This is a genomic window from Reyranella sp. (genome assembly GCF_965249915.1).
GTDB lineage: Bacteria > Pseudomonadota > Alphaproteobacteria > Reyranellales > Reyranellaceae > Reyranella.
Genome location: NZ_OZ252257.1, coordinates 631456 through 656931 on the forward strand (window position 1 = coordinate 631456; position 25476 = coordinate 656931).

28 protein-coding genes are annotated in these 25476 nt (G+C 66.1%); 21 read left to right on the top strand and 7 right to left on the bottom strand.

Going from position 1 to position 25476, the window contains the following annotated elements:
• The 9 genes from ACP15H_RS03040 (at nt 1) to ACP15H_RS03080 (ending at nt 7362) form a co-directional block, all read left to right on the top strand.
• Nucleotides 1–387 (top strand): RidA family protein, encoded by a 387-nt coding sequence (locus ACP15H_RS03040; protein WP_425064752.1) that lies wholly within the window; start codon nt 1–3, stop codon nt 385–387.
• A 20-nt stretch (nt 388–407) separates the two neighbouring features.
• Nucleotides 408–716, top strand: coding sequence for a hypothetical protein (locus tag ACP15H_RS03045; protein ID WP_425064753.1), 309 nt, complete (start codon nt 408–410; stop codon nt 714–716).
• Nucleotides 717–1062: 346 nt separating this feature from the next.
• Entirely contained in the window at nt 1063–1833 is a 771-nt protein-coding gene (locus ACP15H_RS03050) for a gamma-glutamyl-gamma-aminobutyrate hydrolase family protein (RefSeq protein WP_425069854.1), read from the top strand.
• An 8-nt stretch (nt 1834–1841) separates the two neighbouring features.
• Nucleotides 1842–3518 carry an NAD+ synthase gene (locus tag ACP15H_RS03055; RefSeq protein ID WP_425064754.1) on the top strand — a complete coding sequence of 559 codons (1677 nt, stop codon included), beginning with the start codon at nt 1842–1844 and terminating at the stop codon, nt 3516–3518.
• Nucleotides 3515–3886, top strand: coding sequence for a hypothetical protein (locus ACP15H_RS03060; RefSeq protein WP_425064755.1), 372 nt, complete (start codon nt 3515–3517; stop codon nt 3884–3886). The genes ACP15H_RS03055 and ACP15H_RS03060 overlap by 4 nt, the downstream gene beginning before the upstream one ends.
• Nucleotides 3886–4680: a phosphodiesterase gene (locus ACP15H_RS03065; RefSeq protein ID WP_425064756.1), complete on the top strand. Its 795-nt coding sequence runs from the start codon at nt 3886–3888 to the stop codon at nt 4678–4680. Before ACP15H_RS03060 ends, ACP15H_RS03065 begins: the two co-directional genes overlap by 1 nt.
• 144 nt (nt 4681–4824) lie before the next feature.
• Nucleotides 4825–6084 (top strand): Nramp family divalent metal transporter, encoded by a 1260-nt coding sequence (locus ACP15H_RS03070; RefSeq protein ID WP_425064757.1) that lies wholly within the window; start codon nt 4825–4827, stop codon nt 6082–6084.
• A 25-nt stretch (nt 6085–6109) separates the two neighbouring features.
• Entirely contained in the window at nt 6110–6763 is a 654-nt protein-coding gene (locus ACP15H_RS03075; protein WP_425064758.1) for a glutathione S-transferase family protein, read from the top strand.
• Nucleotides 6760–7362 (top strand): alpha/beta fold hydrolase, encoded by a 603-nt coding sequence (locus tag ACP15H_RS03080; protein ID WP_425064759.1) that lies wholly within the window; start codon nt 6760–6762, stop codon nt 7360–7362. The genes ACP15H_RS03075 and ACP15H_RS03080 overlap by 4 nt, the downstream gene beginning before the upstream one ends.
• A 73-nt stretch (nt 7363–7435) precedes the next feature.
• On the opposite strand, the gene ACP15H_RS03085 is transcribed toward ACP15H_RS03080, so the two are convergent.
• Nucleotides 7436–8326 (bottom strand): NAD(P)-dependent oxidoreductase, encoded by an 891-nt coding sequence (locus ACP15H_RS03085; RefSeq protein ID WP_425064760.1) that lies wholly within the window; start codon nt 8324–8326, stop codon nt 7436–7438.
• A gap of 169 nt (nt 8327–8495) precedes the next feature.
• On the opposite strand from ACP15H_RS03085, the gene ACP15H_RS03090 reads away from it, so the two are divergent.
• The 5 genes from ACP15H_RS03090 (at nt 8496) to ACP15H_RS03110 (ending at nt 13104) form a co-directional block, all read left to right on the top strand.
• A complete protein-coding gene (locus ACP15H_RS03090; RefSeq protein ID WP_425064761.1) occupies nt 8496–9755 on the top strand; it encodes a DUF445 domain-containing protein in 1260 nt (419 codons plus the stop codon).
• Between the two features lie 15 nt (nt 9756–9770).
• Nucleotides 9771–10196 (top strand): phasin family protein, encoded by a 426-nt coding sequence (locus ACP15H_RS03095; RefSeq protein WP_425064762.1) that lies wholly within the window; start codon nt 9771–9773, stop codon nt 10194–10196.
• A gap of 86 nt (nt 10197–10282) precedes the next feature.
• Nucleotides 10283–11971 carry a long-chain-fatty-acid--CoA ligase gene (locus tag ACP15H_RS03100; protein WP_425064763.1) on the top strand — a complete coding sequence of 563 codons (1689 nt, stop codon included), beginning with the start codon at nt 10283–10285 and terminating at the stop codon, nt 11969–11971.
• 71 nt (nt 11972–12042) lie between these two features.
• The gene (locus tag ACP15H_RS03105; protein ID WP_425064764.1) at nt 12043–12657 is read left to right on the top strand and encodes a hypothetical protein; all 615 of its coding nucleotides are present in this window, start codon (nt 12043–12045) and stop codon (nt 12655–12657) included.
• A 9-nt stretch (nt 12658–12666) separates the two neighbouring features.
• The gene (locus ACP15H_RS03110; protein ID WP_425064765.1) at nt 12667–13104 is read left to right on the top strand and encodes a hypothetical protein; all 438 of its coding nucleotides are present in this window, start codon (nt 12667–12669) and stop codon (nt 13102–13104) included.
• A gap of 9 nt (nt 13105–13113) precedes the next feature.
• Here ACP15H_RS03110 and ACP15H_RS03115 read toward each other — a convergent pair whose 3' ends face one another.
• Nucleotides 13114–14088 carry a Bug family tripartite tricarboxylate transporter substrate binding protein gene (locus tag ACP15H_RS03115; protein WP_425064766.1) on the bottom strand — a complete coding sequence of 325 codons (975 nt, stop codon included), beginning with the start codon at nt 14086–14088 and terminating at the stop codon, nt 13114–13116.
• A gap of 28 nt (nt 14089–14116) precedes the next feature.
• The gene (locus ACP15H_RS03120) at nt 14117–14833 is read right to left on the bottom strand and encodes a dienelactone hydrolase family protein (protein ID WP_425064767.1); all 717 of its coding nucleotides are present in this window, start codon (nt 14831–14833) and stop codon (nt 14117–14119) included.
• 334 nt (nt 14834–15167) lie between these two features.
• Between ACP15H_RS03120 and cysS the strand changes: the two genes are divergently transcribed.
• Nucleotides 15168–16499, top strand: coding sequence for a cysteine--tRNA ligase (gene cysS, locus ACP15H_RS03125; RefSeq protein ID WP_425064768.1), 1332 nt, complete (start codon nt 15168–15170; stop codon nt 16497–16499).
• Nucleotides 16500–16638: 139 nt separating this feature from the next.
• On the opposite strand, the gene ACP15H_RS03130 is transcribed toward cysS, so the two are convergent.
• The gene (locus ACP15H_RS03130) at nt 16639–17412 is read right to left on the bottom strand and encodes a thioesterase family protein (protein ID WP_425064769.1); all 774 of its coding nucleotides are present in this window, start codon (nt 17410–17412) and stop codon (nt 16639–16641) included.
• A gap of 152 nt (nt 17413–17564) precedes the next feature.
• Here ACP15H_RS03130 and ACP15H_RS03135 point away from each other — a divergent pair, with 152 nt between their 5' ends.
• Genes ACP15H_RS03135 through ACP15H_RS03150 form a run of 4 tightly spaced genes read left to right on the top strand, consistent with a single transcriptional unit; the run spans nt 17565 to nt 19359 of the window.
• Nucleotides 17565–17930, top strand: a complete 366-nt coding sequence (locus ACP15H_RS03135; protein WP_425064770.1) for an ArsR/SmtB family transcription factor — start codon at nt 17565–17567, stop codon at nt 17928–17930.
• Entirely contained in the window at nt 17908–18372 is a 465-nt protein-coding gene (locus ACP15H_RS03140; protein WP_425064771.1) for an SRPBCC family protein, read from the top strand. The genes ACP15H_RS03135 and ACP15H_RS03140 overlap by 23 nt, the downstream gene beginning before the upstream one ends.
• Entirely contained in the window at nt 18369–19061 is a 693-nt protein-coding gene (locus ACP15H_RS03145; protein ID WP_425064772.1) for a DUF899 domain-containing protein, read from the top strand. The genes ACP15H_RS03140 and ACP15H_RS03145 overlap by 4 nt, the downstream gene beginning before the upstream one ends.
• A 16-nt stretch (nt 19062–19077) precedes the next feature.
• A complete protein-coding gene (locus ACP15H_RS03150) occupies nt 19078–19359 on the top strand; it encodes a DUF427 domain-containing protein (RefSeq protein WP_425064773.1) in 282 nt (93 codons plus the stop codon).
• A 57-nt stretch (nt 19360–19416) separates the two neighbouring features.
• On the opposite strand, the gene ACP15H_RS03155 is transcribed toward ACP15H_RS03150, so the two are convergent.
• The 3 genes from ACP15H_RS03155 to ACP15H_RS03165 all read right to left on the bottom strand — a co-directional run bounded on the left by ACP15H_RS03155 (nt 19417) and on the right by ACP15H_RS03165 (nt 22170).
• The gene (locus ACP15H_RS03155; protein WP_425064774.1) at nt 19417–20016 is read right to left on the bottom strand and encodes a hypothetical protein; all 600 of its coding nucleotides are present in this window, start codon (nt 20014–20016) and stop codon (nt 19417–19419) included.
• A gap of 83 nt (nt 20017–20099) precedes the next feature.
• Nucleotides 20100–20891: an alpha/beta fold hydrolase gene (locus ACP15H_RS03160; protein ID WP_425064775.1), complete on the bottom strand. Its 792-nt coding sequence runs from the start codon at nt 20889–20891 to the stop codon at nt 20100–20102.
• Between the two features lie 4 nt (nt 20892–20895).
• Nucleotides 20896–22170 carry an LLM class flavin-dependent oxidoreductase gene (locus ACP15H_RS03165; protein ID WP_425064776.1) on the bottom strand — a complete coding sequence of 425 codons (1275 nt, stop codon included), beginning with the start codon at nt 22168–22170 and terminating at the stop codon, nt 20896–20898.
• Nucleotides 22171–22379: 209 nt separating this feature from the next.
• Between ACP15H_RS03165 and ccrA the strand changes: the two genes are divergently transcribed.
• Together ccrA and ACP15H_RS03175 are read left to right on the top strand one after the other, a co-directional pair.
• Nucleotides 22380–23669 (top strand): crotonyl-CoA carboxylase/reductase, encoded by a 1290-nt coding sequence (gene ccrA, locus ACP15H_RS03170; RefSeq protein WP_425064777.1) that lies wholly within the window; start codon nt 22380–22382, stop codon nt 23667–23669.
• A gap of 141 nt (nt 23670–23810) precedes the next feature.
• Nucleotides 23811–25451: an acyl-CoA dehydrogenase family protein gene (locus ACP15H_RS03175; protein WP_425064778.1), complete on the top strand. Its 1641-nt coding sequence runs from the start codon at nt 23811–23813 to the stop codon at nt 25449–25451.
• The last annotated feature ends 25 nt before the right edge of the window (nt 25452–25476 follow it).

A 25476-nucleotide genomic window follows, 5' to 3' on the forward strand; every position in this document is an offset into this window, starting at 1 on the left:
ATGACCATCAAGTTCCACAATCCCAAATCCGTGTCCGTCGCCGGCAAATACAGTCTTGGCGTCGAGGTCCCGCCCGAGGCGCGCGTGCTCTACGTCTCGGGCCAGGTCGGCGTCGATTCCGCAGGCAAACTGCAGGACGGTATCGAGGCGCAGAGCGAGCAGGTCTGGAAGAACATCGGCGAGGTGCTGAAGGCCGGCGGCATGGACTTCCGCGACATCGTCAAGCTCACGGTCTTCCTGACCGACAGCCGGTTCATTCCGGCCTTCCGCGAGGTCCGCGGCAAGTATGTCGGGCAGGAACCCTATCCCGCGTCGACCCTGCTGGTCGTGGCGGGCCTCGCCGATCCCTCGATGCTGGTCGAGGTCGAAGTGGTGGCGGCAAAGTAAGCTGCTGATCGGAGGGGAGGATGCTTCGCCTCGAAGTCGTCGCCCGTGACGCGTTTCATGCCAGCGTGAACGCCGCGTCGGAAGCGATCATGCGGGCGGGTGGCTGGGTCTCCGGCCATTCGCTGCTCTCCGACGCGATGGCGGTCCTCAATTTCGAGATTCCCGGCGACCGCCTGCGCGAGTTGGTGGACGAGCTCGAGGTGCGCGGGTTGAAGACAGAGCTTCCTGGCGAGCCGTCGAACAGCCCGAAGGAGATCGCCGTACGCCTGACCCTGTTCTTCACCCAGGGCAACGGCGACCTGCGCCGTGAGGTGCCGCCGTTCCAGTGAACGCCGTTCCTGCACAGGGTGTTCGAAGTCGTCTGGAAGTCTGTGAAAGGAACGTCGGGAGCGGCCTGGTCGGGGTCATGCCCAACTGATGCGACCCGCAGTGACCGCTCCCGCCGTGCCGTTCGCGTCTGCCGCTATGCCGATGCCCGAACGATTGCCTCGACAATCACTGCGGCACGTTGCTTGGGTGGATTCATCAAAACCTCCCTGCCAAACGTGATGATGGATTCACGCACCGGAGGGTGCGGCTGTCAACGGAGATTCGTGACGCCAGACTCGCCGGGCGGTGAATGCGGTGCCATTATCGTTTCTTCGAAGTCGAGGCAGGCGCGCGTTGGTTCCCAGCATCAAGAAGCCCGTGGTCGGGGTGATCGGCAATTCAGGCGTGATCAACGACCGCCACAACGTCCAGCTCGTCGGACAGCGCAACATGCGGGCGGTCGCGGACGTCGCCGAAGCACTGCCGCTGATGTTTGCGGGCACTCCCGACATCACCGACATCGAGTCGCTGCTGGCCGCGGTCGACGGCATCCTGCTCACCGGGGCCCGTGCCAACGTCCATCCGACGCGCTTCGGGGCCGAGCCGCATCCCGCCCACGAACCCTACGACCAGGAGCGCGATGCGATGGCCCTGGCGCTGATCGACGCCTGTGTCGAGCGCGGCGTGCCGATCTTCGGCATCTGCCGCGGCTTCCAGGAAATGAACGTGGCCTTCGGCGGCTCGCTCCATCCCGAGATCCGCGAGATCCCGGGCCGCATGAACCATCGCATGCCGCGGCTGGAGAACGGCGAGGTCCATCCCGATCCCACCGTGGTGTTCGCCGACCGGCACGAGGTGCAGCTCGTGAAGGATGGCTATTTCGCCCGGCTGCTCGGCTGCGAGTGTATCCGCGTGAACTCCCTCCATGGACAGGGGATCCTCGATCCGGGCGGGCGCGTGGCCATCGAAGGCGTCGCGGAGGACGGCACGATCGAGGCGATCTGCATTTCGGAGGCTCCGGCCTTTGCGGTCGGCGTCCAGTGGCATGCCGAGTACGACCCGCAGAGCAACCCGATCAACCGCGCCCTGTTCCAGGCCTTCGGCCAGGCTCTCCGCGAGCGTATGCGCTCCTCCTGAGGCTTATGATGACGGACAAACTGAAAGTGGGATTGGCCCAGCTCAATCCCAAGGTCGGCGACGTGGCAGGCAATCTCGCCAAGGTGCGGGCCGCCCGCGCGGAAGCGGCCCGGCAGGGCGCCGACCTCGTGCTAACGACGGAACTGGTGCTTGCGGGCTACTCGCCCGAAGACCTGGTGCTGAAGCCCGCCTTCCAGCAGGCCTGCCACGATGCGGTCGAAGCCCTGCGCGCCGACACCAATGACGGCGGTCCGGCGCTGTTCGTCACGACGCCGTGGCGCGAGGGCGAGAAGCTGCACAATGCGATCATCGCGCTCGACAAGGGCGAGATCATCGGCAAGCGCTTCAAGGTCGACCTGCCGAACTATGGCGTGTTCGACGACAAGCGCATCTTCGCGCCCGGTCCCATGCCGGGACCGCTGGTTTTTCGTGGCGTGCGCATCGGGGTGCCGATCTGCGAGGATGTCTGGACACCCGATGTCGTCGAATGCATCGCCGAGACCGGCGGCGAAATCCTGCTGGTGCCCAATGGTTCGCCTTATGAGGCCGGCAAGACCGACGTGCGCGTGCAGCTCGGCGTCAAGCGCGTGATCGAGAGCGGCCTGCCCTTCGTCTACCTCAACCAGGTCGGCGGCCAGGACGAGGTCGTCTACGATGGCGCCTCCTTCGCGCTGGGCGCCGACCGCTCGCTCAAGGCCAAGCTCGCCTCTTTCGTGGAAGAGGTCGCGACGATCGAGTTTCGGCGCGGCGCCGGCGGTTGGGAGTGCCAGCCCGGTCCGATCGCCCGCGAACTCGACCAAATCGAATCCATCTATCAGGCGATGGTGCTGGGGCTGCGCGACTATGTGAACAAGACCGGCTTTCCCTCGGTCGTGATCGGTCTTTCGGGCGGCGTCGATTCGGCGATCACGGCGGCGGTGGCGGCCGACGCGCTGGGCCCCGAACGCGTGCACGCGATCATGATGCCGTCGCCCTATACCAGCCGCGAGTCGCTGGAGGACGCCGAGGCCTGTGCGCGGGCGATCGGCGTGCGCTACGACATCGTCGACATCGGACCGGCGATGGAGGCGTTCCGCGGGATGCTGGCGCCGCTGTTCGGCAACAGGCCGGAGGACGTGACCGAGGAGAACATCCAGAGCCGCGCCCGTGGCGTCACCCTGATGGCGGTGTCGAACAAGCTGGGCGGCATGGTGGTGACGACGGGCAACAAGTCGGAGATGGCCGTCGGTTACGCCACCCTGTACGGCGACATGTGCGGCGGCTTCAACGTGCTGAAGGACGTCTACAAGACCACGGTCTTCGAACTCTGCCGCTGGCGCAACGCGCATCTGCCGGCGGGCGCGCTGGGGCGTGCCGGCGTGGTGATCCCGCCGCGCATCGTCGACAAGCCGCCCTCGGCCGAACTGCGGCCCGACCAGAAGGATTCAGACTCGCTGCCGCCCTATCCGACGCTCGACGCCATCCTGAAGGGCCTGATCGAGCGCGATCTCGACACGGCGGCCCTTGCCAAGGAAGGCCTCGATCCGGCGACCGTCGACCGGGTCTGGCACCTGCTCGAAGGCGCCGAATACAAGCGTCGCCAGGCCCCGCCCGGCGTGAAGATCACCTCCCGCAACATCAGCCGCGAGCGCCGCTATCCGATCGTGAACGGGTTCAGGGGGCAGGGCGCAGGAGTCACGACGTGAGCGACGAACTCGGGCGTCTGGCCACCCGCGAATATGACGTGACCCTGCCGGACGGAACGAAGGGGAGGCTCGCCTTCGCGCTGTGCGATCTCGCGAAGGACAATGCGCTGGCCCAGCATGCCCGCCGGCGGAAAGCCGTCGCCTTCGGCCTGCTGAGCTTCGCGGAGCTGCCCGACGCGCCGCGCAGTGCGCTCCTCTGGGTGCGAACCAGGGAGGGCATGGAGATGACGACGGCGGATGGCGACGATCAACCCGGTGGCGATCTCCAGCGACTGGTTGCGCGCCACTTCATCGTGTTTTTCGACGAGATCAAGGATGTGGCGCCCGAGCTGGCATCGCTGCCCTTCCACCTCAAGGATGCGTCGTGATGCTGATCGCGCAGATCTCGGATCCGCATGTGAAGCGCGAGGGCGAGCTGCTCTATGGTCGCATCGACACGCAGGGCTTTCTCGAGCGGGCGGTGGCGCATGTGAACGGCCTCGATCCGAGGCCCGACATCGCTCTGGTGACGGGCGATCTGGTCGACAAGGGCGCGCCCGCGGAATACGCCAACCTGAAGCGCCTGCTGTCGAAGCTCGAAAGTCCTTTCTACCTGATCCCTGGCAATCACGATGCGCGGGACGCGCTGCGCGGGGCCTTTCCAGAGCATGCCTACCTGCCGAAGGACGGCTTCCTGCAGTATGTCGTGGAAGACCGGCCGCTGCGCCTGATTGCCCTCGATACGCTCGTCGAAGGCAAGGGCCATGGCGCGCTGTGTGGCGAACGGCTGGATTGGCTCGAGACGTGCCTGGCGGAGAGCGACCGCACGACGCTGCTCTTCATGCATCATCCGCCGTTCGATGTCGGGATCGCGCCGCTCGATGCAGCGCGCCTCCTCGAAGGCGGCGAACGGCTGGAGGCGCTGGTTCGCGCCCACGGCAATATCGAACGCGTGCTGTGCGGCCACGTGCATCGGCCGATCCAGGTGCGCTGGGCGGGCACGATGGCGTCGATCGCCCCCAGCACGGCCCATCAGGCCACGCTGGATCTGCGTGAGGGGGCAAAGCTCACCATGACCATGGATCCGCCGGGCGTGGCCCTCCATCTGTGGCGGCCCACCACGGGTCTGATCACCCATGTGAGCTATGTCGGCTCCTATGAAGGACCGCGCCCGTTCAGCTGACCGTCTGTTGCAGTCGGTCGGAAGGGGAATGCAGGTGGACTCTCGCGTCGGGTCAGCCCATCGCTGTCGGACGTTATCGCCGCTTGCCTGCCGGTTTCTCATCCAGGTGGAACTCGCGGGGTGTTCTTCCGTTTCGGAGGCAGGATGGTCGCGACAAACACACAGGGATTGATCAAGAGGCTCGGTCCCGGCGTGATCACGGGTGCTGCCGACGACGATCCAAGCGGTATCGCGACCTACTCCCAGGCGGGCGCCCATGCGGGATTCGGGCTTCTCTGGACGGTCGTGCTGACCTGGCCGTTGATGGTCGCGGTGCAATCGGTCAGCGCCCGCATCGGTCGAGTCACCGGTCGCGGCCTGGCCGCCAACATGTGCCGGGCGTTTCCCCGGCCTGTGGTTCTGGGGGCGGTCATGCTGCTGTTCGTCGCCAACACCATCAACATCGGGGCCGACCTCGCCGCGATGGGCGCAGCGGTGGCGATGCTGGTCGGCTGGGGCCAGATCTTCTTCACCTTCGTCTTCGCATTCGCCTCTGTGCTGGCGATCGTGTTCATTCCCTACAGCCGCTATGTCGGCTTCCTGAAATATCTGACCTTCTCGTTGTTCGCCTATGTCGGCGTGGTGTTCACGGCTCACATCGACTGGCGCGCGGTCGGCATCGGCGCGGTCGTGCCGAAGTTCGCCCTCGACAAGGACACGCTGATGCTCGTGGTCGCGATTCTGGGCACCACGATCAGCCCCTATCTCTTCTTCTGGCAGAGTTCCCAGGAAGTCGAGGAAGAGGAGGGGGATGACGAGGCGGGGCCCCTGACCGACAATCCCGAGCAGGCGCCGCGCGAGCTGACGCGCATCGGCTGGGAAACCGGCATCGGCATGGGCGTATCGAATCTCGTGGCGTTCTTCATCATCCTGACGACGGCCGCCACGCTCAATGCTGCCGGCAAGACCGACATCGAGAGCACGCAGCAGGCGGCGGAGGCGTTGCGGCCTATCGCGGGCGACGCGGCCTTCCTGCTGTTCAGCCTGGGCATCATCGGCACCGGCCTGCTGGCCGTTCCGGTGCTGGCCGGATCGGCGGCCTATGCGCTGGGTGAAGTGCGGAACTGGCGGATCGGGCTGGAGCACGCGTTCGGCGAGGCCAGGCCTTTCTACATCACCATCACGGCGGCGATCCTGGCGGGTCTCGGTGTGGTGCTGCTGCCGATCGATCCGATCAAGGCGCTGATCTGGAGCGCGGTCCTCAATGGCGTCATCGTGGTGCCCATCATCGGCGCCATGATGATCGTGGCGTCCCGTCGCGAGATCATGGGCGAGTTCACGGCCAATCTCTGGCAACGCATCCTGGGCTGGCTCACGCTGGTGCTGATGGCGGCGGCTGCCGTGGGCATGTTCGTCTTGATGTAGGATGGCGCCTGCGTAAGCTGGCGCCATGAAACTCTATTCCGGGCCGCTCAGCATGTTCGGCGCCAAGGCCGAGATCGCCTTGCGCGAGAAGGGCATTGCCTTCGAACTCGTAATGGTGCCCTTCGAGATGAAGACGCTCTACGAGCCCAAGCACCCCGAGGTCGTGCGTATCAATCCGAAGCGCCAGGTTCCCGTCCTGATCGATGGCGACCTCGAACTGTTCGATTCGACGCAGATCTTCGAGTACCTGGAGACGCTCAAACGCAATCCCGCTCTATGGCCGGCGGAACCGCGGGCGCGTGCCCGGGCGCGCCTGCTCGAGCACAAATCGGACGAGGTCTACTTCCCGCACATCGTCCGTCTGATGAGCGATCCCGCGGCTCCGGGAGCGCACGACGCGGCGGCGCGCTTCTACGAGGAGATGGAGCGCACGATCGACGGGCAGGAGTGGATCGCCGGCGCCTACAGCTATGTCGACATCGCCTTCTACATGGCACAGCTCTTCGGTGAGCGGATGGGGGCGCCGATTCCGGCCGGCCTGACGCGTCTGCACGCCTGGCGCGACCGCATGAGCGCCCGTCCGGCGGTGCGACAGGTGGCCGGGGCCATGGGGCGCTATCTCCTGTCGATCGGCCGCACCCTGCCGCCCTTCATGGGCAAGCTGGGGCTGGCTCAATGACCAGACCGCGGATTCTGTTCCTGCCGGGGGCCGGCGGCTCGCCGCACTTCTGGAGGCCCGTCGCCGAGGCCCTGCCTGCGACCTGGCCCAAGGAGCATTTCGGCTGGCCGGGCCTGGGCGCACAGCCGCACGATCCGGCAATCCGTGGCCTCGACGACCTGAAGCGGTTGGTGACGGCAAGGATGGACGAGCCGGTCGATCTGGTGGCGCAGTCGATGGGCGGCGTGATCGCGGCGCGGATCGCGCTGGAGCATCCGGAACTGGTGCGTCGCCTCGTTCTCTGCGTGACGTCGGGCGGCGTCGACATGGCGGGCCTCGGCGCCTCCGAGTGGCGTGCCGACTATCGTCGCTCGTTCCCGAAGGCCGCCGCGTGGATCACCGACGGGAGTCCGACGCCGCCACTGCAGATCGAGAAGATCGCGGCACCCACCCTGTTGATCTGGGGCGACGCGGACCCGATCAGCCCCGTCGCCGTCGGCCGCCATCTCGAGGAACGCCTGCCGCAGGCCCGGCTCGAGATCGTGCCGGGCGGCGATCACGACGTGGCCAGCACCCATGCCGACCTCGTCGCGCGTCTGATCGCCAAACATCTGACTTGAAAGAAATCCCGTCGTCTCTCCTCTTCGCCGCGCTGCGATCGGCTCCAGTCGAGACGACGGAATCGTATGTTGCCTAAGGCTTCACGGTCTTCTTCAGCACCGACTCGTAGACCTGCAGGATCGCCGAGCTGTCGTTGTTGCCGAGGCCCATGCGACGCGCCATGCGCTGCAGATTGTGGGTGGCCGATCCCTGCGGCAGCGGCACGTCGAGTTCGTCGGCCAGTTCCATCGCGAGGTGCAGGTCCTTGTGGGCGAGGTTGAGCGCGAAGGAGGGCGGCGAGAACTGGCCCGAAAGGGCACGCTCGGAGAAGGCCTTGAACACCGAGGAATTGCCGCTGGAACTCGCGATCACCTGTACGAGCTTCTGCGGATCGAGGCCGGCGGTGACGCCCAGCATCAGGCCCTCGGCCGCCGCGGCGGCGTTGCAGAAGGCCATCATGTTGTTCACCAGCTTCGCCACCGTGCCGGTGCCGAGCTCGCCCATGTGGATCACGTTGGCGCTGAACGACTGAAGCACCGGCAGCGCGTCGTCGAACACCTTCTTGTCGCCGCCGACCATGATGGCGATGGTCGCGGCCTCGGCGCCGACCGTGCCGCCGCTTACCGGCGCATCGAGCATGGCGATGCCCTTGGCAGCCATCGCGGCGCCGATCTTCTTCACCATCGACGGGGCGTTGGTGCTGAGGTCGATATAGGTCTGGCCCTTGCCGAGATTGGCCAGGATGCCATCGTCGCCCAGGGTCACGGCCTCGACGTCGCGCGGCATCGGGAGCGAGGTCATGACGATGTCGGCGCCCTTGGTCACCTCGGCGACGGACTTCGCGGCGCTGGCGCCGAGATCGGTGCAGGTCTTCACCGCCTCGGGGTTCAGGTCGAATACCGTGACCGAATGATTGCTGCGCTTGATGAGGTTGCGGCACATGGGACCGCCCATATTGCCGACACCGATATATCCGACCTTCATCGCTTCCTCCCGGGAACATGCAGTTGCCGCGACTATACGACAGAAACAGCCTGCCCTTGCTATAACCACCACGACACCGGGAGACCCGACGCCTCATGCCGCGAAACAAGCCGTCCGATTCTGTCCCGATGCGGTTACGCCGACCGGAGAACGGCGTGCGGGGGCGCCTTTGACCCGCGATGCCGAACGCGCCCGGTCCCTGCGAAGGATCAAGCTCGCGGCCACGCTGTTGCTCGTGGCGACCGCCGCGCTGTTCGTAGTGGCCCGGCACTACGAGCCGCTTCACTGGTCCTGGGGGTACGTCGCGGCGTTTGCCGCGGCGGCCACGGTGGGCGGGTTGGCCGACTGGTACGCCATCGTGGCCCTGTTCCGCCGGCCGCTCGGCCTGCCGATCCCGCACACTGCGATCGTGCCACGCAATCACCATCGCATCGCGGAGAATCTCGGCGAGTTCATCGAGACCAACTTCCTGGCACCCGAGCCGGTCGAGGCGCGTCTGCGCGACGTCGACTTCGCTGCCCTGGTGGCCGATTGGCTGAGTGACCGCGAGCGCAGTGCTGCCCTCGCCGGCTTCATGGTGCGGCTGGTGCCGCAGGCCCTGGCCGCGGTCGAGCAATCCGGACTCAAGGGCTTTCTCGGCAAACGCGCGATGGCCGAGCTGGAGCGCATCGAGCTCGCGCCGCTGGCGGCGGGGCTGCTGAGCGCCGTCACCGAGAAAGGACGGCACCAACGCGTTCTCGACGAGTTGCTGGTGGCCTTGGAAAAGGTGCTGGCGAACGAGGACACGCTGGCCGCGATGCGCGAGAAGATTCGCAGAGAGTTGCCGGCGCTGTTCAATCTCTACCGGGCCGACGCCTACCTGTTACGCAAGATCGTCGCCTCGACCACGGCCTTCATCAAGGATGCGCGCGAGGATGCCGACCATGCGCTGCGGCGGGAGTTCGACAGCTTCGTTGCGAATTTCATCGAGCAACTGCGTACCTCCGAGTCCTTCGCCCGCCGTGCCGAGGGGCTGAAGCGCGACCTGCTGGCCCGGCCGGAAATCGCGACCATGGCCGAGGGCGCGTGGGAGAGCGTGCGCTCGTTTCTCGAAACGGATGCCCAAGCCGGCGACAGTCAGGTTCGACGGCAGCTCGAAGCGATGCTGGTCGATGTCGGCAGCCAGCTGGCGCGCGATCCGGCGATTCGCGCCGAGATCAATCGCGGCATGGTCCGCGTCCTCGCAGATTTCGTGCAGAGTCAGAAGAGCGGCGTGGGCCGCTTCATCGCCGACCAGGTGAAATCCTGGGACATCGACGTGCTGATCGGCCGCATCGAACTGACGGTGGGGCGCGATCTGCAATATATCCGTTTCAATGGCGCCATGATCGGCGGGCTTGCCGGTTTGGCCTTGCACGCGCTGGAGCAGGGGTTGAAGCTGGGCCTGTAACCACAGGAGGTTCGCATGGCCGACCCAGCACAGGGCTTCACCGACATGTTCAAGAAATTCGGCGAGCAGCTCAAGGTCCAGCCTTTCGACATGACGAAGATCATGGAGCATCACCAGAAGAACCTGGAAGCGATGACCAAGTCGTGGCAGGCGATGGCGGAAGGCGCGAGCGGGATTGCGCAAAAGCAGAAGGAAATCTTCGAGGCCGCGATGAAGGACATGGCCGAGATGGCGCAGTCCTACAAGCCGGGCGGCAATCCTCAGGAAGTGATGGCCAAGCAGGCCGAGTTCGCGAAGAAGGCCATGGAGGCGGCGATCGCCAATACCAAGGACATCGCCGAGCTGGTCCAGAAGTCGAGCACCGAGGCCTTCAAGATCGTGCAAGATCGGATGAAGGAGTCGTACGAAGAGATTCGCACTTCGGTCGAGAAGAAATCGTAGCGCGCGCGACCTGAGCCGGAGGTAGCGCCGTCTTTCCGGAAGCGCGCCGCCTCACTGGCCTCAAAGGGTTCTGGGAGAGAGACGACGTGGACCGCTTCTGGCTAAAGAGTTATCCGCCGGGCGTACCGGCGGATATAGATCCGTCGGCCTATCCCAGCGTGGTGTCGCTGTTCGAGGAGAGCTTCTCCCGGCATCGCGACAAGAAGGCCTATGTCTGCATGGACAAGGCCCTGACCTTCGGCGAAATCGATTCGCTGTCGACGGCGCTCGGCGCGTGGCTTCAGGGGCGCGGCCTGCAGCGCGGCGCGCGCGTCGCGATCATGATGCCGAACGTCCTGCAGTATCCGGTGGCGGTCGCCGCCGTGCTGCGGGCGGGATTCGTCGCCGTCAACGTGAACCCGCTCTACACGGCGCGCGAACTCGAGCACCAGCTAAAGGACTCCGGCGCCGAGGCCATCATCATCCTCGAGAACTTCGCGACGACCCTGCAGCGGGTGATCGCGCAGGCCGGCATCAAGCATGTCGTGGTTGCCTCGATGGGCGACCTGCTGGGATTCCCCAAGGGCCTGATCGTCAACTTCGTCGTCCGCACCATGCGCAAGATGGTGCCGGCCTGGTCGCTGCCGGGCCATGTGAAGTTCAACGACGCACTCAGGGCGGGGCGCGGCATGGTGCTGGCGAAGCCGCAGCTCGGCCCCAGCGACGTCGCGGTCCTGCAGTACACGGGCGGCACGACCGGGGTTTCCAAGGGCGCGACCCTGCTGCACCACACCCTGGTTGCGAACCTGCTGGCATCGGAGGCCTGGATGCAGCCCGGCCTGCATCGCAGGAAGATCAGCGGCCAGCTCACGATCGCCTGTGCGCTGCCGCTCTATCACGTGTTTGCCTTCGTGACCTGCGGCCTGCTCGGCCTGCGCACCGGCGCGCTGAACGTCCTGATCCCGAATCCGCGCGACCTGGCCGGTACGATCAAGGACCTGGCCAAGTACAAGATCAACGTCTTTCCGGCGGTGAACACGCTGTTCAACGGGCTCGCCAACAATCCGGAGTTCTCCAGGCTCGATTTCTCCGAGCTGGTCATCTCCAACGGCGGCGGCATGGCGGTGCAGGAGGCGGTCGCCAAGAAGTGGCTGGCCATCACCGGCTGTCCGATCTGCGAAGGCTACGGGCTCAGCGAGACGTCCGCGGGTGTCACCTGCAATCCCACCGACTCCGAGGCCTACACGGGGACGATCGGGTTGCCGCTGCCGAACGTCGAGATCCGCATCGTCGACGAGAGCGGCAAGGAAGTCCCGATCGGGCAGGCGGGGGAGATCGCGATCCGCGGTCCGCAGGTCATGCGGGACTATTGGCAGCAGCCCGAAGAGACCGCGAAGGTCATGACGCCGGACGGCTTCTTCAAGTCCGGCGACATCGGCATCATGGACGCACGCGGCTACACCAGGATCGTGGATCGCAAGAAGGACATGATCCTGATCTCGGGCTTCAACGTCTATCCCAACGAGGTCGAAGAGGTCGTCGCCGCCCATCCCGGCGTGCTCGAATGCGCGGTCGTCGGCGTGCCGGATACCAACTCCGGCGAGGCGGTGATGCTGTTCGTGGTCAGGAAGGACCCTTCGCTGACCAAGGAGGCGCTGGCGGCGTACTGTCACCAGGAGCTCACCGGCTACAAACGGCCGAAGTACATCGAGTTCCGATCCGAGCTGCCCAAGAGCAACGTCGGCAAGATCCTGCGCCGCGAATTGCGGGACGGCGTCGCCCGGAAGCCGGCGTAACTCCTGCAGGGAACCTGCAACCCTCGCGGGGCAGCCACGTTCTGTGGCCACCAATTCCCCCGGAGGACCGCATGAACGCCCCCAAGATTCTCGCCGCGACAGCTCTCGTCCTGTCGGCCGCCGCCTGCAGCAGCACCAGCACCACCTATGAAGCCCGCCCGGCCGGTGCTCGCTACGCGGTCACCAGCTCCGAGCAGGCCTGTGTGGACTACGGTTTCCGCGCCGGCACCGACAACTACAATCGCTGCGTTTCCCGCGAGGCCGCCGCCCGCGCCCAGGGCCGCGTGCCGGTGGGCTACACCGTCGCAACCCTCGACGCCGACGCCCGCAATGCCTGCTATTCCTACGGTCTGACGCCCGGCAGCTCGACCTACGACCGTTGCGTGGGGCGTGAGATCGACGCCCGGCGTTACCGCGATCAGGCCTACGGAAACCCGGTCCCGGCGCCGGCTCCCGGCTCCTCGACGACCACCTACTACACGACAGCGCCGGCCGCCCCGACCTATTACGGCCCGGCCACGACCGTATCGACCACTACCTACAGCACCCCGCCGGTCGCCGCCCAGCCGACCCCGTCGGCCGGCGTTGAGGCCTTCCGTGACGAGTATGGTTTCCGCTATGATGGCCAAGGAAACAGGCTCGACCGCAACGGCAACATCATCAGCCCGCAGTCGACCACACGATGAGGGGGCTTGATGGCTGCGAGACGTTTTATGGCCGCGACGCTCGGCGTTTCGATGCTCGCCGCCTGCGATCCGCTGCCCCAGCCCCTCTACGGTGAGACGACGCCGCCCCCGGCCTATCGCGTCCAGCCGGGGGGCGTCCGCGTCGACAATGAGGGCTTCCAGATGGATCCGGAAGGCTACCGGATCGACAAGAGCGGTGCCCGCGTGGGCATCATCGACGTCCCGGCCAAGACGGCGGGGGATAATTCCAATGCCGTCGCCGGCTATTACATCAGCAACATCGGCGCGGATGCCCCGGGCCGCGTGGCCTCTCCGAGCGAAGGGGCGGGCTCGGGCGTAGGAACCGGGCCCGGCGCGGCGAACGTGCCGACGCCCGCCCAGATGCCGCAGCAGGCGCCGATCGCGCCGGCGCCGGGCAATGTGCCGCCGCCGGCCGGCTACCGGTAGGAATTCTCCCTATTCGATCTTGACGCCGGCCTCGCGGATGACCGGCGCCCATTTCGCGATCTCGTCCTTGATGAACTTCGCCGTGACTTCGGGCGAGGTGTCGGTCGTCGGCACCGCGGCGATGTCCTCCAGGAACTTGATGGTGGCGGGATCCTTCATCATCTGGCGCGCCGCCTGGTCGAGCACGTCGACCACCGGCTTCGGCACGTTGGCCGGGCCCAGGATCAGGTTGAACGTATAGGCCTCATAGCCCTTCACGCCGGCTTCGATCATCGTCGGGATCTCCGGCGCGATCGGCGCACGCTTGGAATAGGCGTAGGCGAGAATGCGGACCTTGCCGGCCTTGTGGAGCTGGAGCGTCGTGCTGAAGGTCTCGAACATCCAGGCGGTCTGTCCGCCCATCATGTCCTGCAGGGCCGGCATCGAGCCCTTGTAGGGGATGTGCTCGACGTCCATGCCGCCGACCTCGCGCTTGAAGTACTCGCCGGCGAGATTGATGATCGAACCGGCGCCCGATGAACCGTACGAGTACTTGCCGGGGTTCTTCTTCATCAGCTCGACCAGGCCCATCACCGTGCCGGGCATGTCGGGCCGGGCCACCAGCACCAGCGGGTTGACGCAGATCGAGGCGATCGGCGTGAAATCCTTCACTGCATCGTAGGCCGGCTTCACGAAGGCCGTCGGGTTGATGGCATGGGTGGAGGAAGGGGCACAGAGCAGCGTGTAGCCGTCGGGCTTGGCGTTCTTCACGTCCACCGCCCCGATCGAGCCGGCTGCTCCCGCCTTGTTGTCGACGATGACCTGCTGGCCCAGGATCGCGGTGAGCTTCTCCGCGGCCATGCGGCCGATGATGTCGGTCGGTCCGGCCGGCGCGAAGGGAATGACGAAGCGGATCGTCTTGTCGGGATACTTGCCCTGGGCACGGGCGATGGACGGGGCGGCCAGCGCCGCAGCCCCGGCGACGATCAGTTGGCGGCGTTTCATCTTCTTTCCTCCCTGGTGTTTCCAGTTCTTAGTTCAGTGTCTCGTCGAACAACTCGATCATGGCGTTCCACGACCGGCGGTCGGTGGCCTCATGATAGAAGAACCCCTTCATGCCGCGCGAATCGGCCGCCGGATTGGTGAAACTGTGACCGGCGCCGCCAAAGAGCTGCAGGCGCCAGTCGATGCCGGCCGACTTCATTTCCGTCTCGAAGGCCAGACGCTGCTCGGCCGGGATGATCGGATCGTCGGCGCCGATGCAGACCAGCACCCTGGCCCTGATGTTCGTCGCATCTTGCGGCCGCGCCGTCGCGAGGCCCGAATGGAAGCCGACGACCGCCTTCACATCGGCGCCGCTACGGGCGATCTCGAGCGAAGTCGTGCCGCCAAAGCAGTAGCCGATGGCCGCGAGCCGCGCCGGATCGACCTCCTTCTGGGCCTTCAGCACGTCGAGCGCTGCCAGGGCCCGCGTGCGGATGCCGGTCGGGTCGGCCATCCACGGCTGCAGCCGCGACATCGTCTGGCTGGGATCGGCGAGCGGCTTGCCGTCGCCGTGATAGTCCATCGCGAAGGCAGCGTAGCCCAGGCCCGCGAGCCGGGCGGCGATCCGCTTCGTGTGGTCGGTGAGGCCCGGCCCCTCGTGGCAGACCAGCACACCGGCGCGGCGGCCGGGCTTGCCGTCGTCGACCACATACTGCCCGACCATGCGGACTCCATCGGCCCGGTACTCGATGTCCTCGGTGCGCATCTCGTCGGTTTCCTCCGCTTGGGGGCTGGAGAGTAGCGGAGCCGGCTTGACCCGCCAACGACCGGCCGGCCACAAGGCGCCGCCATGGTCACGCCCGCGTCCCAGCCTGTCGTCCGTTTTCGCAGCCGCGCCCGCGCGACCGACCGGCTTCACGGGCAAGAGGCCTGGAAAGTGTTGCCATGGGCGGCGAATTGCGCGGCAAGAACCCCTCGTATAGATTATCGCCATGTCGCAGTTCTTTCTTCCCGGCGCGTCCCTCGCGCGATGTATCGAGGCCTGAGGCCCAGCGGGCCGCAGTAGCCTTCGTTCGTTTTTGAGTCGGGAGATAGGGGCGATGTCCCTCGTCGTTTACAACACGCTGTCGCGCGAGAAAGAGCCGTTCGTGCCGCTCGATGAGGCCCATGTGCGCCTCTATGTCTGCGGCCCGACGGTCTACGACTATGTCCATATCGGCAATGCGCGGCCGGTCGTCGTATTCGACGTGCTGTACCGTCTGCTGAAGCGCCGCTATCCGCGCGTCACCTATGTCCGCAACATCACGGACATCGACGACAAGATCATGGTGCGCGCCGCCGAGAACAAGGAGTCGATCGACGCGCTGACGGCGCGCACGGCCGCCGCCTATCAGAGTGACATGGGTCGCCTCGGGGCGTTGTCGCCCGACGTCGAGCCGCGCGCCACCAGGTATGTGGGCGAGATGATCGCGCTGATCGAGCGACTGGTCGCCCGCGGCCATGCCTATGAAGCGGAAGGTCATGTGCTGTTCGACGTGCCCAGCATGGAAGACTATGGCCGGCTGTCGCGCCGCTCGCACGACGAGCTGATTGCGGGCGCCCGCGTCGAGGTCGCGCCCTACAAGAAGGACGCCGCCGACTTCGTGCTGTGGAAGCCGTCGACCGATGCGCAGGCGGGCTGGCCAAGCCCGTGGGGCCGCGGCCGTCCGGGCTGGCATATCGAGTGCTCCGCCATGAGCGGCGCGCTGCTCGGCGAGACCTTCGACATTCATGCCGGCGGCCTCGACCTGATCTTCCCGCACCACGAGAACGAGATCGCGCAGAGCCGCAGCGCCTTCGGACACGCCATCATGGCGAAGTACTGGATGCACAATGGCTTCCTGAACATCTCCGGCGAGAAAATGAGCAAGTCGCTCGGCAACTTCTTCACCGTGCACGAGCTGCTCGACCAGTATCCCGGTGAGGTGATCCGCCTGCTGCTGCTGTCGGCGCAGTATCGCCAGCCGCTCGACTTCACACCCGAGGGGCTGGCCCAGGCCAAGGGCACGCTGGATCGTTGGTATGGTCTGTTGCGCGGCAAGGCGATCGAGCCGAAGCCCATTCCGGCTCCGGTCGAGGAGGCGCTGTCGGACGATCTCAACACGCCGCTTGCGATCAGCGCGCTGCACCAGCTGCGCGATCCGTCGGAGCTGAAGGCGGGCGCCTCCGCACTCGGCCTCCTGCAACAGGATCCTGACGCCTGGTTCCGCTGGACGCCGGCGGCGGCTGCCGACGGTCCTTCCGATACTGAAATCGAGGCCGCCATCGTGGCCCGTCAGGCGGCGCGCAAGGCCAAGGACTTCAAGGAGTCCGATCGGATCCGCGACGACCTGAAAGCCAAGGGCGTGATCCTCGAGGACGGCCCGAAGGGCACGAGCTGGAAGCGGGGTTAGCGCATTCTGATGCGCTGGCGGGCGGCAGCGCCTTCTGAGGCGCATGAGCCCGCATGGTGCAGAAAAGGCATGGCTGACGCCTCCGCCCGCGCTGACGCGGGCACTTTCGCATCTGAATGGGGAGGATGGGAGAGACCCTTCACCGCTGTTCGAAGATGATGCTCTGCACCGCCCGGCCGAAATAGCCTTGGCGGTCGGCGAGCCGTGCGGCGGCGATGCCAACCGAGTCCGGCCCGATCCAGGTCTCGGCGTCGAGCAGCACCCACTCTCCGACCGGCTCGCGGCCGAGGCTGACGGTCAGGTCGGCGTTGATGAACGTCCACTCGTTCATGTCGAAGACCGACGAGGTGCCGTTGCAGAAGTCGGCGGCGATGACCGCCCGCATCAGCGGCGAGATCTCCGCGCCTTCCACGAGGGGCCGCGTCGCGCGGTACCAGACGGCTGCCGGGCCGGGGATGCGGAAGCCTCCGTTGGCCGTGCGCATCTCGATGCCCTTGAGGAAGGGCGTCTCGGTCGCGAAGAAGTCGGGCGGGCTGCACTGCTCGGGCATCGGAAGCTCGACCGATGGCCCGTTGGCGATCGCCGGCATCTCCTTGGGAGCGATGCGGATGCGCAGCGCGCTTGCCCGCACCACTTCGGCGCCGTCGGCCAGCAGCCGCACCGACACAAGCTGGATCTTGCGGCCTTCGCGAACGATCTCGGTCGCGATCGTGAGCGGCGCCACCGGCACCGGCCGCATCAGGTCGACGGTGAGGCGGGCGACGCGCATCGGCACCGGTGACGGCAGGTTCTCGACCGCCCAGCAGATCAGCGAAGAGGGCGCAGCCCCGTGCTGCAGCTTCGGGCTCCACGGCCCGCCGGCGAACGCGCTCGTCTCGGCCATGGCACCTTCGACGCGGTAGATCGACTCCATTCGCTTCAACTCCGTGTAGGGCGCGCTTTCATAGAAGTCGACGCCACGAGCTGCAATCTGGGGCCGCGATGATGCGCACGGGCAATCCCGCGGGGCGACGACGCGGGAGGTAACGGTTTGACGATCTTGTGTATTTAACATATACGTTAAATATGGATGCTCTCTCCCAGACCTTCTCCGCACTCGCGGATCCCACACGGCGCGCCATTCTCGCGCGGCTCGCCAGCGGCGGTGCCACGGTCGGAGAGCTGGCCGAGCCGTTCGACATGTCGCTACCGGCGGTGTCGCGCCATCTCAAGGTGCTGACCGAGGCCGGGCTGATCGAGCGCCACACCGAAGCGCAGTGGCGGCGCTGCGAGCTGCGCGGCGAGGGGCTGCGCGCGGCGGCCGACTGGATCGAGCATTACCGCAAGTTCTGGGAAGCGAGCTTCGACCGCCTCGACGCTTTCCTGAAGAGTACCGAAGCCGATTCCAAGCCGACGAAAGGAAAGTCAGATGCCCGACGCAAGGCTCGATAGCAACACGCTGCATCTCAGCCGGATCTTCGACGCCCCGCGCGAACGTGTGTTCGACGCCTGGGTGAACCGCGACCAGTTCGTGCGCTGGATGTGCCCACCCGGCGTGGAAATCACGCTGTGCGAGGTCGATGCGAGGCGCGGCGGCGCCTGGCGCATCGATGGACGCAACGAGCGCGGAGTCTTCTCCTCGTCGGGCGTCTATCTCGAGGTTGCCCGGCCCGAGCGGCTGGTGTTCACCTGGGCCCATCATGCGGATGGCGATTACAGCCGGGCGCGCGGCCACGAGACGACGGTGAGGGTCGAACTGCGCGCCCTGGGCGATCGCACCGAACTGATCCTGATCCACGGTCCGTTTGCCGATACCGAGGACTTCGCCTGCCACAATGAGGGTTGGGCCGGCAGCTTCGACAAGCTCATCGCCTTTCTCGGGAGGCCGGCATGACTGCCCATCCCGTCGTTTCCCACCAGGAGTGGCTCGCCGCCAGCCGCGAACTTCTCGCGAAGGAGAAAGAGTTCACGAGGTTGCGGGACGAGCTTTCGAACGAACGCCGGGCGCTCCCCTGGGAGCGGGTCGAGAAGGCATATTTCTTCGAGGCGCCCGAAGGCCGCGTGGACCTGGCCGAGCTGTTCGGCGGACACGGCCAGCTTCTGGTCTACCATCTCATGTTCGGTCCGGACTGGACCGAGGCGTGCAAGAGCTGTTCATTCTGGGCCGACAACTTCAACGGCGTCGACGTTCATCTGGCGCATCGCGACACGGCACTGGTCGCCGTCTCGCGGGCCCCGCTCGCCACGCTCCAAGCCTACGCCAGGCGGATGGGCTGGAGCTTCCGCTGGGTATCGTCGGGAGAAGGCGACTTCAACTTCGACTACAAGGTGAGCTCGCGGCCCGGCGAGGATGCGCTGGACTACAATTTCGGGACGATGAAGGTCGGCCCGGGGGAGATGCCGGGGTTCAGCGCTTTCCGCCGCGACGACGACGGCGCGATCTATCACACCTATTCGACCTACGCGCGCGGCGTTGACATGCTCAACGGCGCTTACCACCTGCTGGATCTGACCTCGAAGGGCCGGGACGAGTCGGGACTTCCCTTCACGATGAGCTGGGTGAAGCGTCGCGACCAGTATTGAGAAAGGAAAGGCAGCCATGAAGGCCGTGTGGCAGGGCAAGGTGATCGCCGAGAGCGACCGTACGCTCGAAGTCGATGGCTACCACTACTTTCCGCGCGAAGCGGTGCGCATGGACCTGCTGAAGCAGACGCCCCGGACGGGCAGCGACCTGCAATGTCCGCATGGGGTTCAGTTCTATGACCTCGTTGAGGGCGAGGCGCTCAGCCCGCGCGCCGCCTGGTCCTATGAAGCCCCGCAGGCGCGCATGCAGCCCGTCGATCACTGGATCGGCTTCTGGGAGGATGTCGCCGTTCGCTGACAGTCCAAAAGAGAACGGCCGGCGAATGCCGGCCGTTTGAACGTCTGTGAGGAGAGATCAGCGCGCCGGCGAGATCGCCGTGATCGTCAGCGGCGTCGTCATGCCGATCACGACATCGCCGACCTTGATCTTCTTCAGCATGTCCTGCTTGGCGATCGAGTTGGCCGCGTAGGTGCGGACCGCGCCGCCGCGACCGTCGATGACCGAGACGGTGTTCTTGGCGAGGTCGACGCCCACGACCGTCAGCGTGAAGCGGCCGGCCTCGACGTCGGTCTGGTTCGCTGTCTGGCCCATCTGATCCTTGCGGGCGAGCTGGGCACCGGGGCCCTTCTGGCGCAGGTTCAGCATGGTGATCACCTCGGAATAGGTGACGTTGGCCATCGATCCGTCGTCGATCGAATCCAGATTCTTGACGCTGTCGGCCACGGGAAGAATCAGGAGCTGGCCGTTCGGCAGGGTGAAGGCCACCGTGCGGCTCTCCGGGTCCGCAGACTCGACCTTGACCCGCTGCGTGACCACGTCGTTGAAGGCCACGCCTTCGCGCGGCACAGGCCTCACCTGGGCCGACGCCTGCCGCTCGGGCAGGCTGGCACCGATCGCCAGGACCGCCGCGAACAAGGAGACGCCTGCGGTCATCTTCATCGAACGGATCGTCATTGCCGTGTTACCTCGCAAAACCCCTAACGCGCCGGACAATAGCGATCCGAACCGGCGAAGCAACCACCAAGGGCGTGAGCCTCTCAGGCAAAATGGGCCAATATCGCCCGCGCGACCGCATCGGGCTGGTCGAGATAGGCCAGATGGCCGGCATTGGGCACGGTTTCGACCCGAGTCGGGGCGTTGGTCCCCATCTTTATTGCCTGGGCGAACTTGCCGGCATAGCTGGGGGGCAGAATGGCGTCGCGATCGCCCCACAGGATCAGGGTGGGCGCCGCGATCAATCCCAGGCGCCTTTCCAGGCGGGTGTTGCCGAGCGGCCAGAAGGCCCGCGCGGCGGCTTCGGAGGCCCGGGTCATCTCGATCGGCCATTCCACAGAATTGGCGCCCTCGGGCGGGGCGACCAGTTCGTTCCAGTTGGCGGCAGCGGCGCACATGAGGCCCGGCAGCACGTCCTTGCGCTGCGCCCAGGGGTCGGCCGCCGGCTCCCTGTCGTCGAACAGGCCGAAGGGGGCGATCAGCGCGAGCCGGCGAACATGGCCGGGAAAGATCGCGGCCATTTCGGCCGCGAAGGCGCCGCCGACCGAGGCGCCAACCAGGTCGGCCCCCGCAAGGCCCGCTCCGTCGACGATCTGGCGCACGGCCAGCACCCAGTCGAGATGGCTGTCGAGCTCGGTATGGCCGGTCGCGCCGGGATAGCCGGGCAGGGACGGCGCGATCACCGTCCGGGTCTCGGCGAGCCTGTCGAGGAAGGGCAGCCAGCGCGGCAGGCCGCCGAGGCCGGCCAGGAAGCCGAGCTTCGGGCCGGTGCCCTTGGTCCAGACGCGGCAGGGATGACCGTTGACCTCGACGGTCGTCGTAGCGGGCTGGGACACGCGACTACTCCGCGGCGACGGTCTGGGGGCGGAAGGCGGGAACGGCGGCGCGCTGGCCCTTGGCCATGGGCTTCGGCCACCACTTGTCCTCCCAGTCGCCGAACAGGTCCTTGACCTTCGGCATCACCTTCTCGGCGAACAGGCGCGTGTTGTACTTGGTGGTGTCCTTGCTCATGTTGCCGTACTGCAGCAGCAGCATGAGATGGCCGACGTTGAGGCTGGTCGCGACGTGGCGGATCTGCTCCACCACCTCGTCGGGCGAGCCGACGATGACGTAGCCGCCATCCACGATGTCCTTCATGTTGGTGGCCTTCATGCTGAGCTTGCTGGAGTAGCTCGCCGTATTGGCCGCCTTGCTCACCATGCTCTGGATGCCGGCGCGCTGCGTGGCCTCGGTCGTGTAGCCGGGCGGCGTCGCAAAGCGCGCATCGACGTGCAGGCAGCGGCCGTAGAAATACTCTGCCGGCTCGGTGTAGAGGTCGAGCGCCTGCTGGCGGCTCTCGGCTACGCCGACGAACTGCAGGAAGCCCGCGCGGTACGGGTTACGGTCTTTGCCGAGCTTCTCCATTTCGTTCCAGAAGCCCTGCATCGTCGTGAGACCGGCCTTGTAGCCGTAGTACGAGAGATAGCAGTAGACGTAGTCCATCTCCGCGCACCAGCGCCACGTCTCCACCGAACCGCCGCCGGGAATCCAGATCGGCGGATGCGGGTCGTTCTGGATGGGGCGCGGCCAGATGTTGACGTAGCGCTGCTGGTTGTAGCGGCCGTTGAAGGCGAAGGTATCCTTCTCGGTCCAGGCGCGCTTCACGAGGTCATGCGCCTCGAGATAGCGCTCACGCAGCAGGCTGGGATTCTGGCCATAGGCGTAGCAGGTGTCCATCGGCGAGCCGACCGGGAAGCCCGCGATCAGCCGGCCGCCCGAGATTACGTCGATCATGGCGAACTCTTCGGCGACGCGCGTCGGCGGATTGTAGAGCGCCAGCGAGTTGCCCATGACGCAGAGCGCGGTGTCGGTGGTGCGACGCGCCAGCGACGAGGCGATCAGGTTGGGCGAGGGCATCAGCCCGTAGCCGTTGGAATGATGCTCGTTGACGCAGACCGCGTCGTAGCCGAGCTCGGCGGCGTATTCGAGCTCGTCCATGAAGTCGTTGTACATGTGATGCGCGCGCTTGGGGTCGAACAGCGAGGAATGGATGTCGACCCATACCGACGGGTGCTTCCGGTTGAAGTCTTCCGGAAGCTCCGTGTACGGCATCAGGTGAAACCACATGAGCTTCATCGTGCGCTCTCCCTAAACTCGAGCTGCTTGGTAAACAACCGTTTACCTCGCAAGCCTGCCGCGAGTTCGGGGAGCCGGCAATGCGGAATTTCCGCAGGGCGTGGGTAATTTTGTTGTTTTTCCCCCGTGCCAACCGTTCCGATTCGTATTTGTGCATTGCACTCTCGCGAATGCAGCAATAGTTTCGCCGCAACGCAGGAGGATTTGCCATGTCCGTCGTCGCTTTCGCGGCTCGCCCTCATCCCACGGCCAACCAGCCGAAGAAGGATCTCTACGAAGTCGGGGAAATTCCGCCGCTCGGACACGTGCCCAAGAACATGTACGCCTGGGTCATCCGGCGCGACCGGCACGGGCCGCCGGAGCAGTCGATGCAGCTCGAAGTCGTGCCGACTCACGCGATCGGCGAGGACGAGGTGCTGGTCCTCGTGATGGCGGCGGGCGTGAACTACAACGGCGTGTGGGCCGGACTCGGCCTGCCGATCTCGCCGTTCGACGTGCACAAGCAGCCCTTCCACATTGCCGGCTCCGATGCCTCGGGGATCGTCTGGGCGGTCGGCGCCAAGGTGAAGCGCTGGAAGGTCGGTGACGAGGTCGTCATCCACTGTAACCAGGACGATGGCGACGACGAGGAGTGCAACGGCGGCGATCCGATGTTCTCCACCAGCCAGCGCATCTGGGGCTATGAGACGCCCGACGGTTCGTTCGCCCAGTTCTGCAAGGTGCAGGCGCGCCAGCTCATGAAGCGCCCGGCGCATCTCACCTGGGAGGAGAGCGCCTCCTACACGCTCACCCTCGCCACCGCCTATCGCATGCTGTTCGGCCACCGCCCGCACATCCTGCGGCCCGGCCACAACGTGCTGGTGTGGGGCGCGGCAGGCGGCCTGGGCTCGATGGCGATCCAGCTCATCGCCACGGCCGGCGCCAACGCCATCGGCGTGATCTCCGATCCGTCGAAGAAGGATTTCGTGATGTCGCTCGGCGCGCGCGGCGTCATCAACCGCAACGACTTCGACTGCTGGGGCCAGCTCCCCGACGTCGACGACCAGGCGGGCTATGCCGAGTACATGAAGAAGTGCCGCAAGTTCGGCGCCGCGATCTGGGAGCACACCGGCAAGGGCAACGACGTCGACTTCGTGTTCGAGCATCCCGGCGAGCAGACCTTCCCGGTCTCCTGCTTCATCGTGAAGCGCGGCGGCATGGTCGTCTTCTGCGCCGGCACCACCGGCTTCAACCTCACGATGGACGCGCGCTTCGTGTGGATGCGCCAGAAGCGCATCCAGGGCAGCCACTTCGCCAACCTGCTGCAGGCCAGCCAGGCCAACCAGCTGGTGATCGAGCGTCGCATCGATCCGTGCATGAGCGAAGTCTTCGAATGGGCCGACATTCCCAAGGCCCACACCAAGATGTGGAAGAACCAGCACAAGCCCGGAAACATGGCCGTGCTGGTTTCGGCCAAGCGTCCCGGCCTGCGCACCCTCGAGGACGCGCTGGACGAGTAAGAGTTCTGCCTCCCCCGCACCGCGGGGGAGGTGGCCGAAGGCCGGAGGGGGAAAGCCCCCGTCCGGTTTTTGTTGATTTCCCCTCCGCCCCTCCGGGGCACCTCCCCCGTGAGACGGGGGAGGATATGATTTGAGCCTCCCATGTCCCTGATTTTCGCTGACCTTCTCCCGCTTTGCGCCGAGGCCGAGGACGCGGCCGGCCGCCATGAGACCGCTGTGCGAGAAGCGGTGCGGGCGATGGTGGCGCCGCAGGGCAAGGTCGATGCGAAGCTGCTGGAGCGCGAGCAATTCGCCGCGCATGGCTTTGCCTGGATCGCGACCTATGTGGCGGCGCTGCGCCAGATGCGGCGCTGGGCCGAAGCGGGCGCGGGCGGAGAACTCGAAAGCCTGATCCTGCAGTCGGCCTACGGCGAGTACCTCGCCCAGCTCAAGGGCGGCATTGCCATCAGCCAGGTCGAGATCGTGCGCCCGGGCGACTTCGGGCTAGACGGTTCGGCGCTCGAGACGCCCGCCGTCGCGAAGCTGATCGCCGGCAACACGCCTTCGCTGCGCGGCCGCATCGCCGAACTCATTTCGGACGGTCTCGACACCGGCGGCTTCGGTGCGCTCGGGCTCGACGACGAGGCTTTGGAAGAGGTGCGCCGCCAGTTCCGCCGTTTCGTCGATACCGAGGTGGCGCCGCACGCCCATGGCTGGCATCTGCGCGACGAGCTGATCCCCCTGCCGGTGGTCCAGCAGATGGCCGATCTCGGAGTCTTCGGCCTCACCGTCCCCGAGGAGTGGGGCGGGCTCGGCATGGGCAAGCTCGCCATGTGCGTGGTCACCGAGGAACTGTCGCGCGGCTATATCGGAGTCGGCTCGCTGGGCACGCGTTCCGAGATCGCGGCCGAGCTGATCCGCTCCGGTGGCACCGAGGCGCAGAAGCAGAAGTACCTTTCGCGCATCGCCTCGGGCGAGCTGCTGCCGACGGCAGTCTTTACCGAACCGAACACCGGTTCCGACCTGGCGAGCCTGCGCACCCGCGCCGTGCTCGAGGGCGACACGTATAAGATCAACGGCAACAAGACCTGGATCACCCACGCCGCGCGCGCCGACATCATGACCCTGCTGGCGCGCAGCGATGCCTCCAAGCCCGGCTATCAGGGCCTGTCGATGTTCCTCGCCGAGAAGCCGCGCGGCACCGATGCCGAGCCGTTCCCCGCCAAGGGCATGAGCGGCGGCGAGATCAGGGTGCTGGGCTATCGCGGCATGAAGGAATACGAAATCGGCTTCGACGGGTTCGAGGTGCCGGCCGCCAACCTGCTGGGCGAGAAGGAGGGGCAGGGCTTCAAGCAGCTCATGGCGACCTTCGAGAGCGCGCGTATCCAGACCGCGGCGCGCGCCGTCGGCGTGGCCCAGAACGCGCTCGAACTCGGCCTCCGCTACGCCAAGGACCGAGTCCAGTTCGCCAAGCCGCTCTACGCGTTTCCGCGCGTCGCCGGGAAGATCGCCTGGATGGCCGTCGAGACCATGATCGCCCGCCAGCTCACCTACTTCGCCGCGCGCGAGAAGGATTCCGACCGGCGTTGCGACATCGAGGCCGGCATGGCCAAGCTGCTGGCCGCCCGCGTCGCCTGGAGCAATGCCGACAATGCGCTGCAGATCCACGGCGGCAACGGCTACGCGATGGAATATCCCGTCAGCCGCGTCCTGTGCGACGCCCGCATCCTCAACATCTTCGAGGGTGCGGCCGAGATCCAGGCCCAGGTCGTCTGCCGAGGCCTGATCGAGGGCCGCAACTAGACATCCGCTCGCTCCGGGCTGGCCG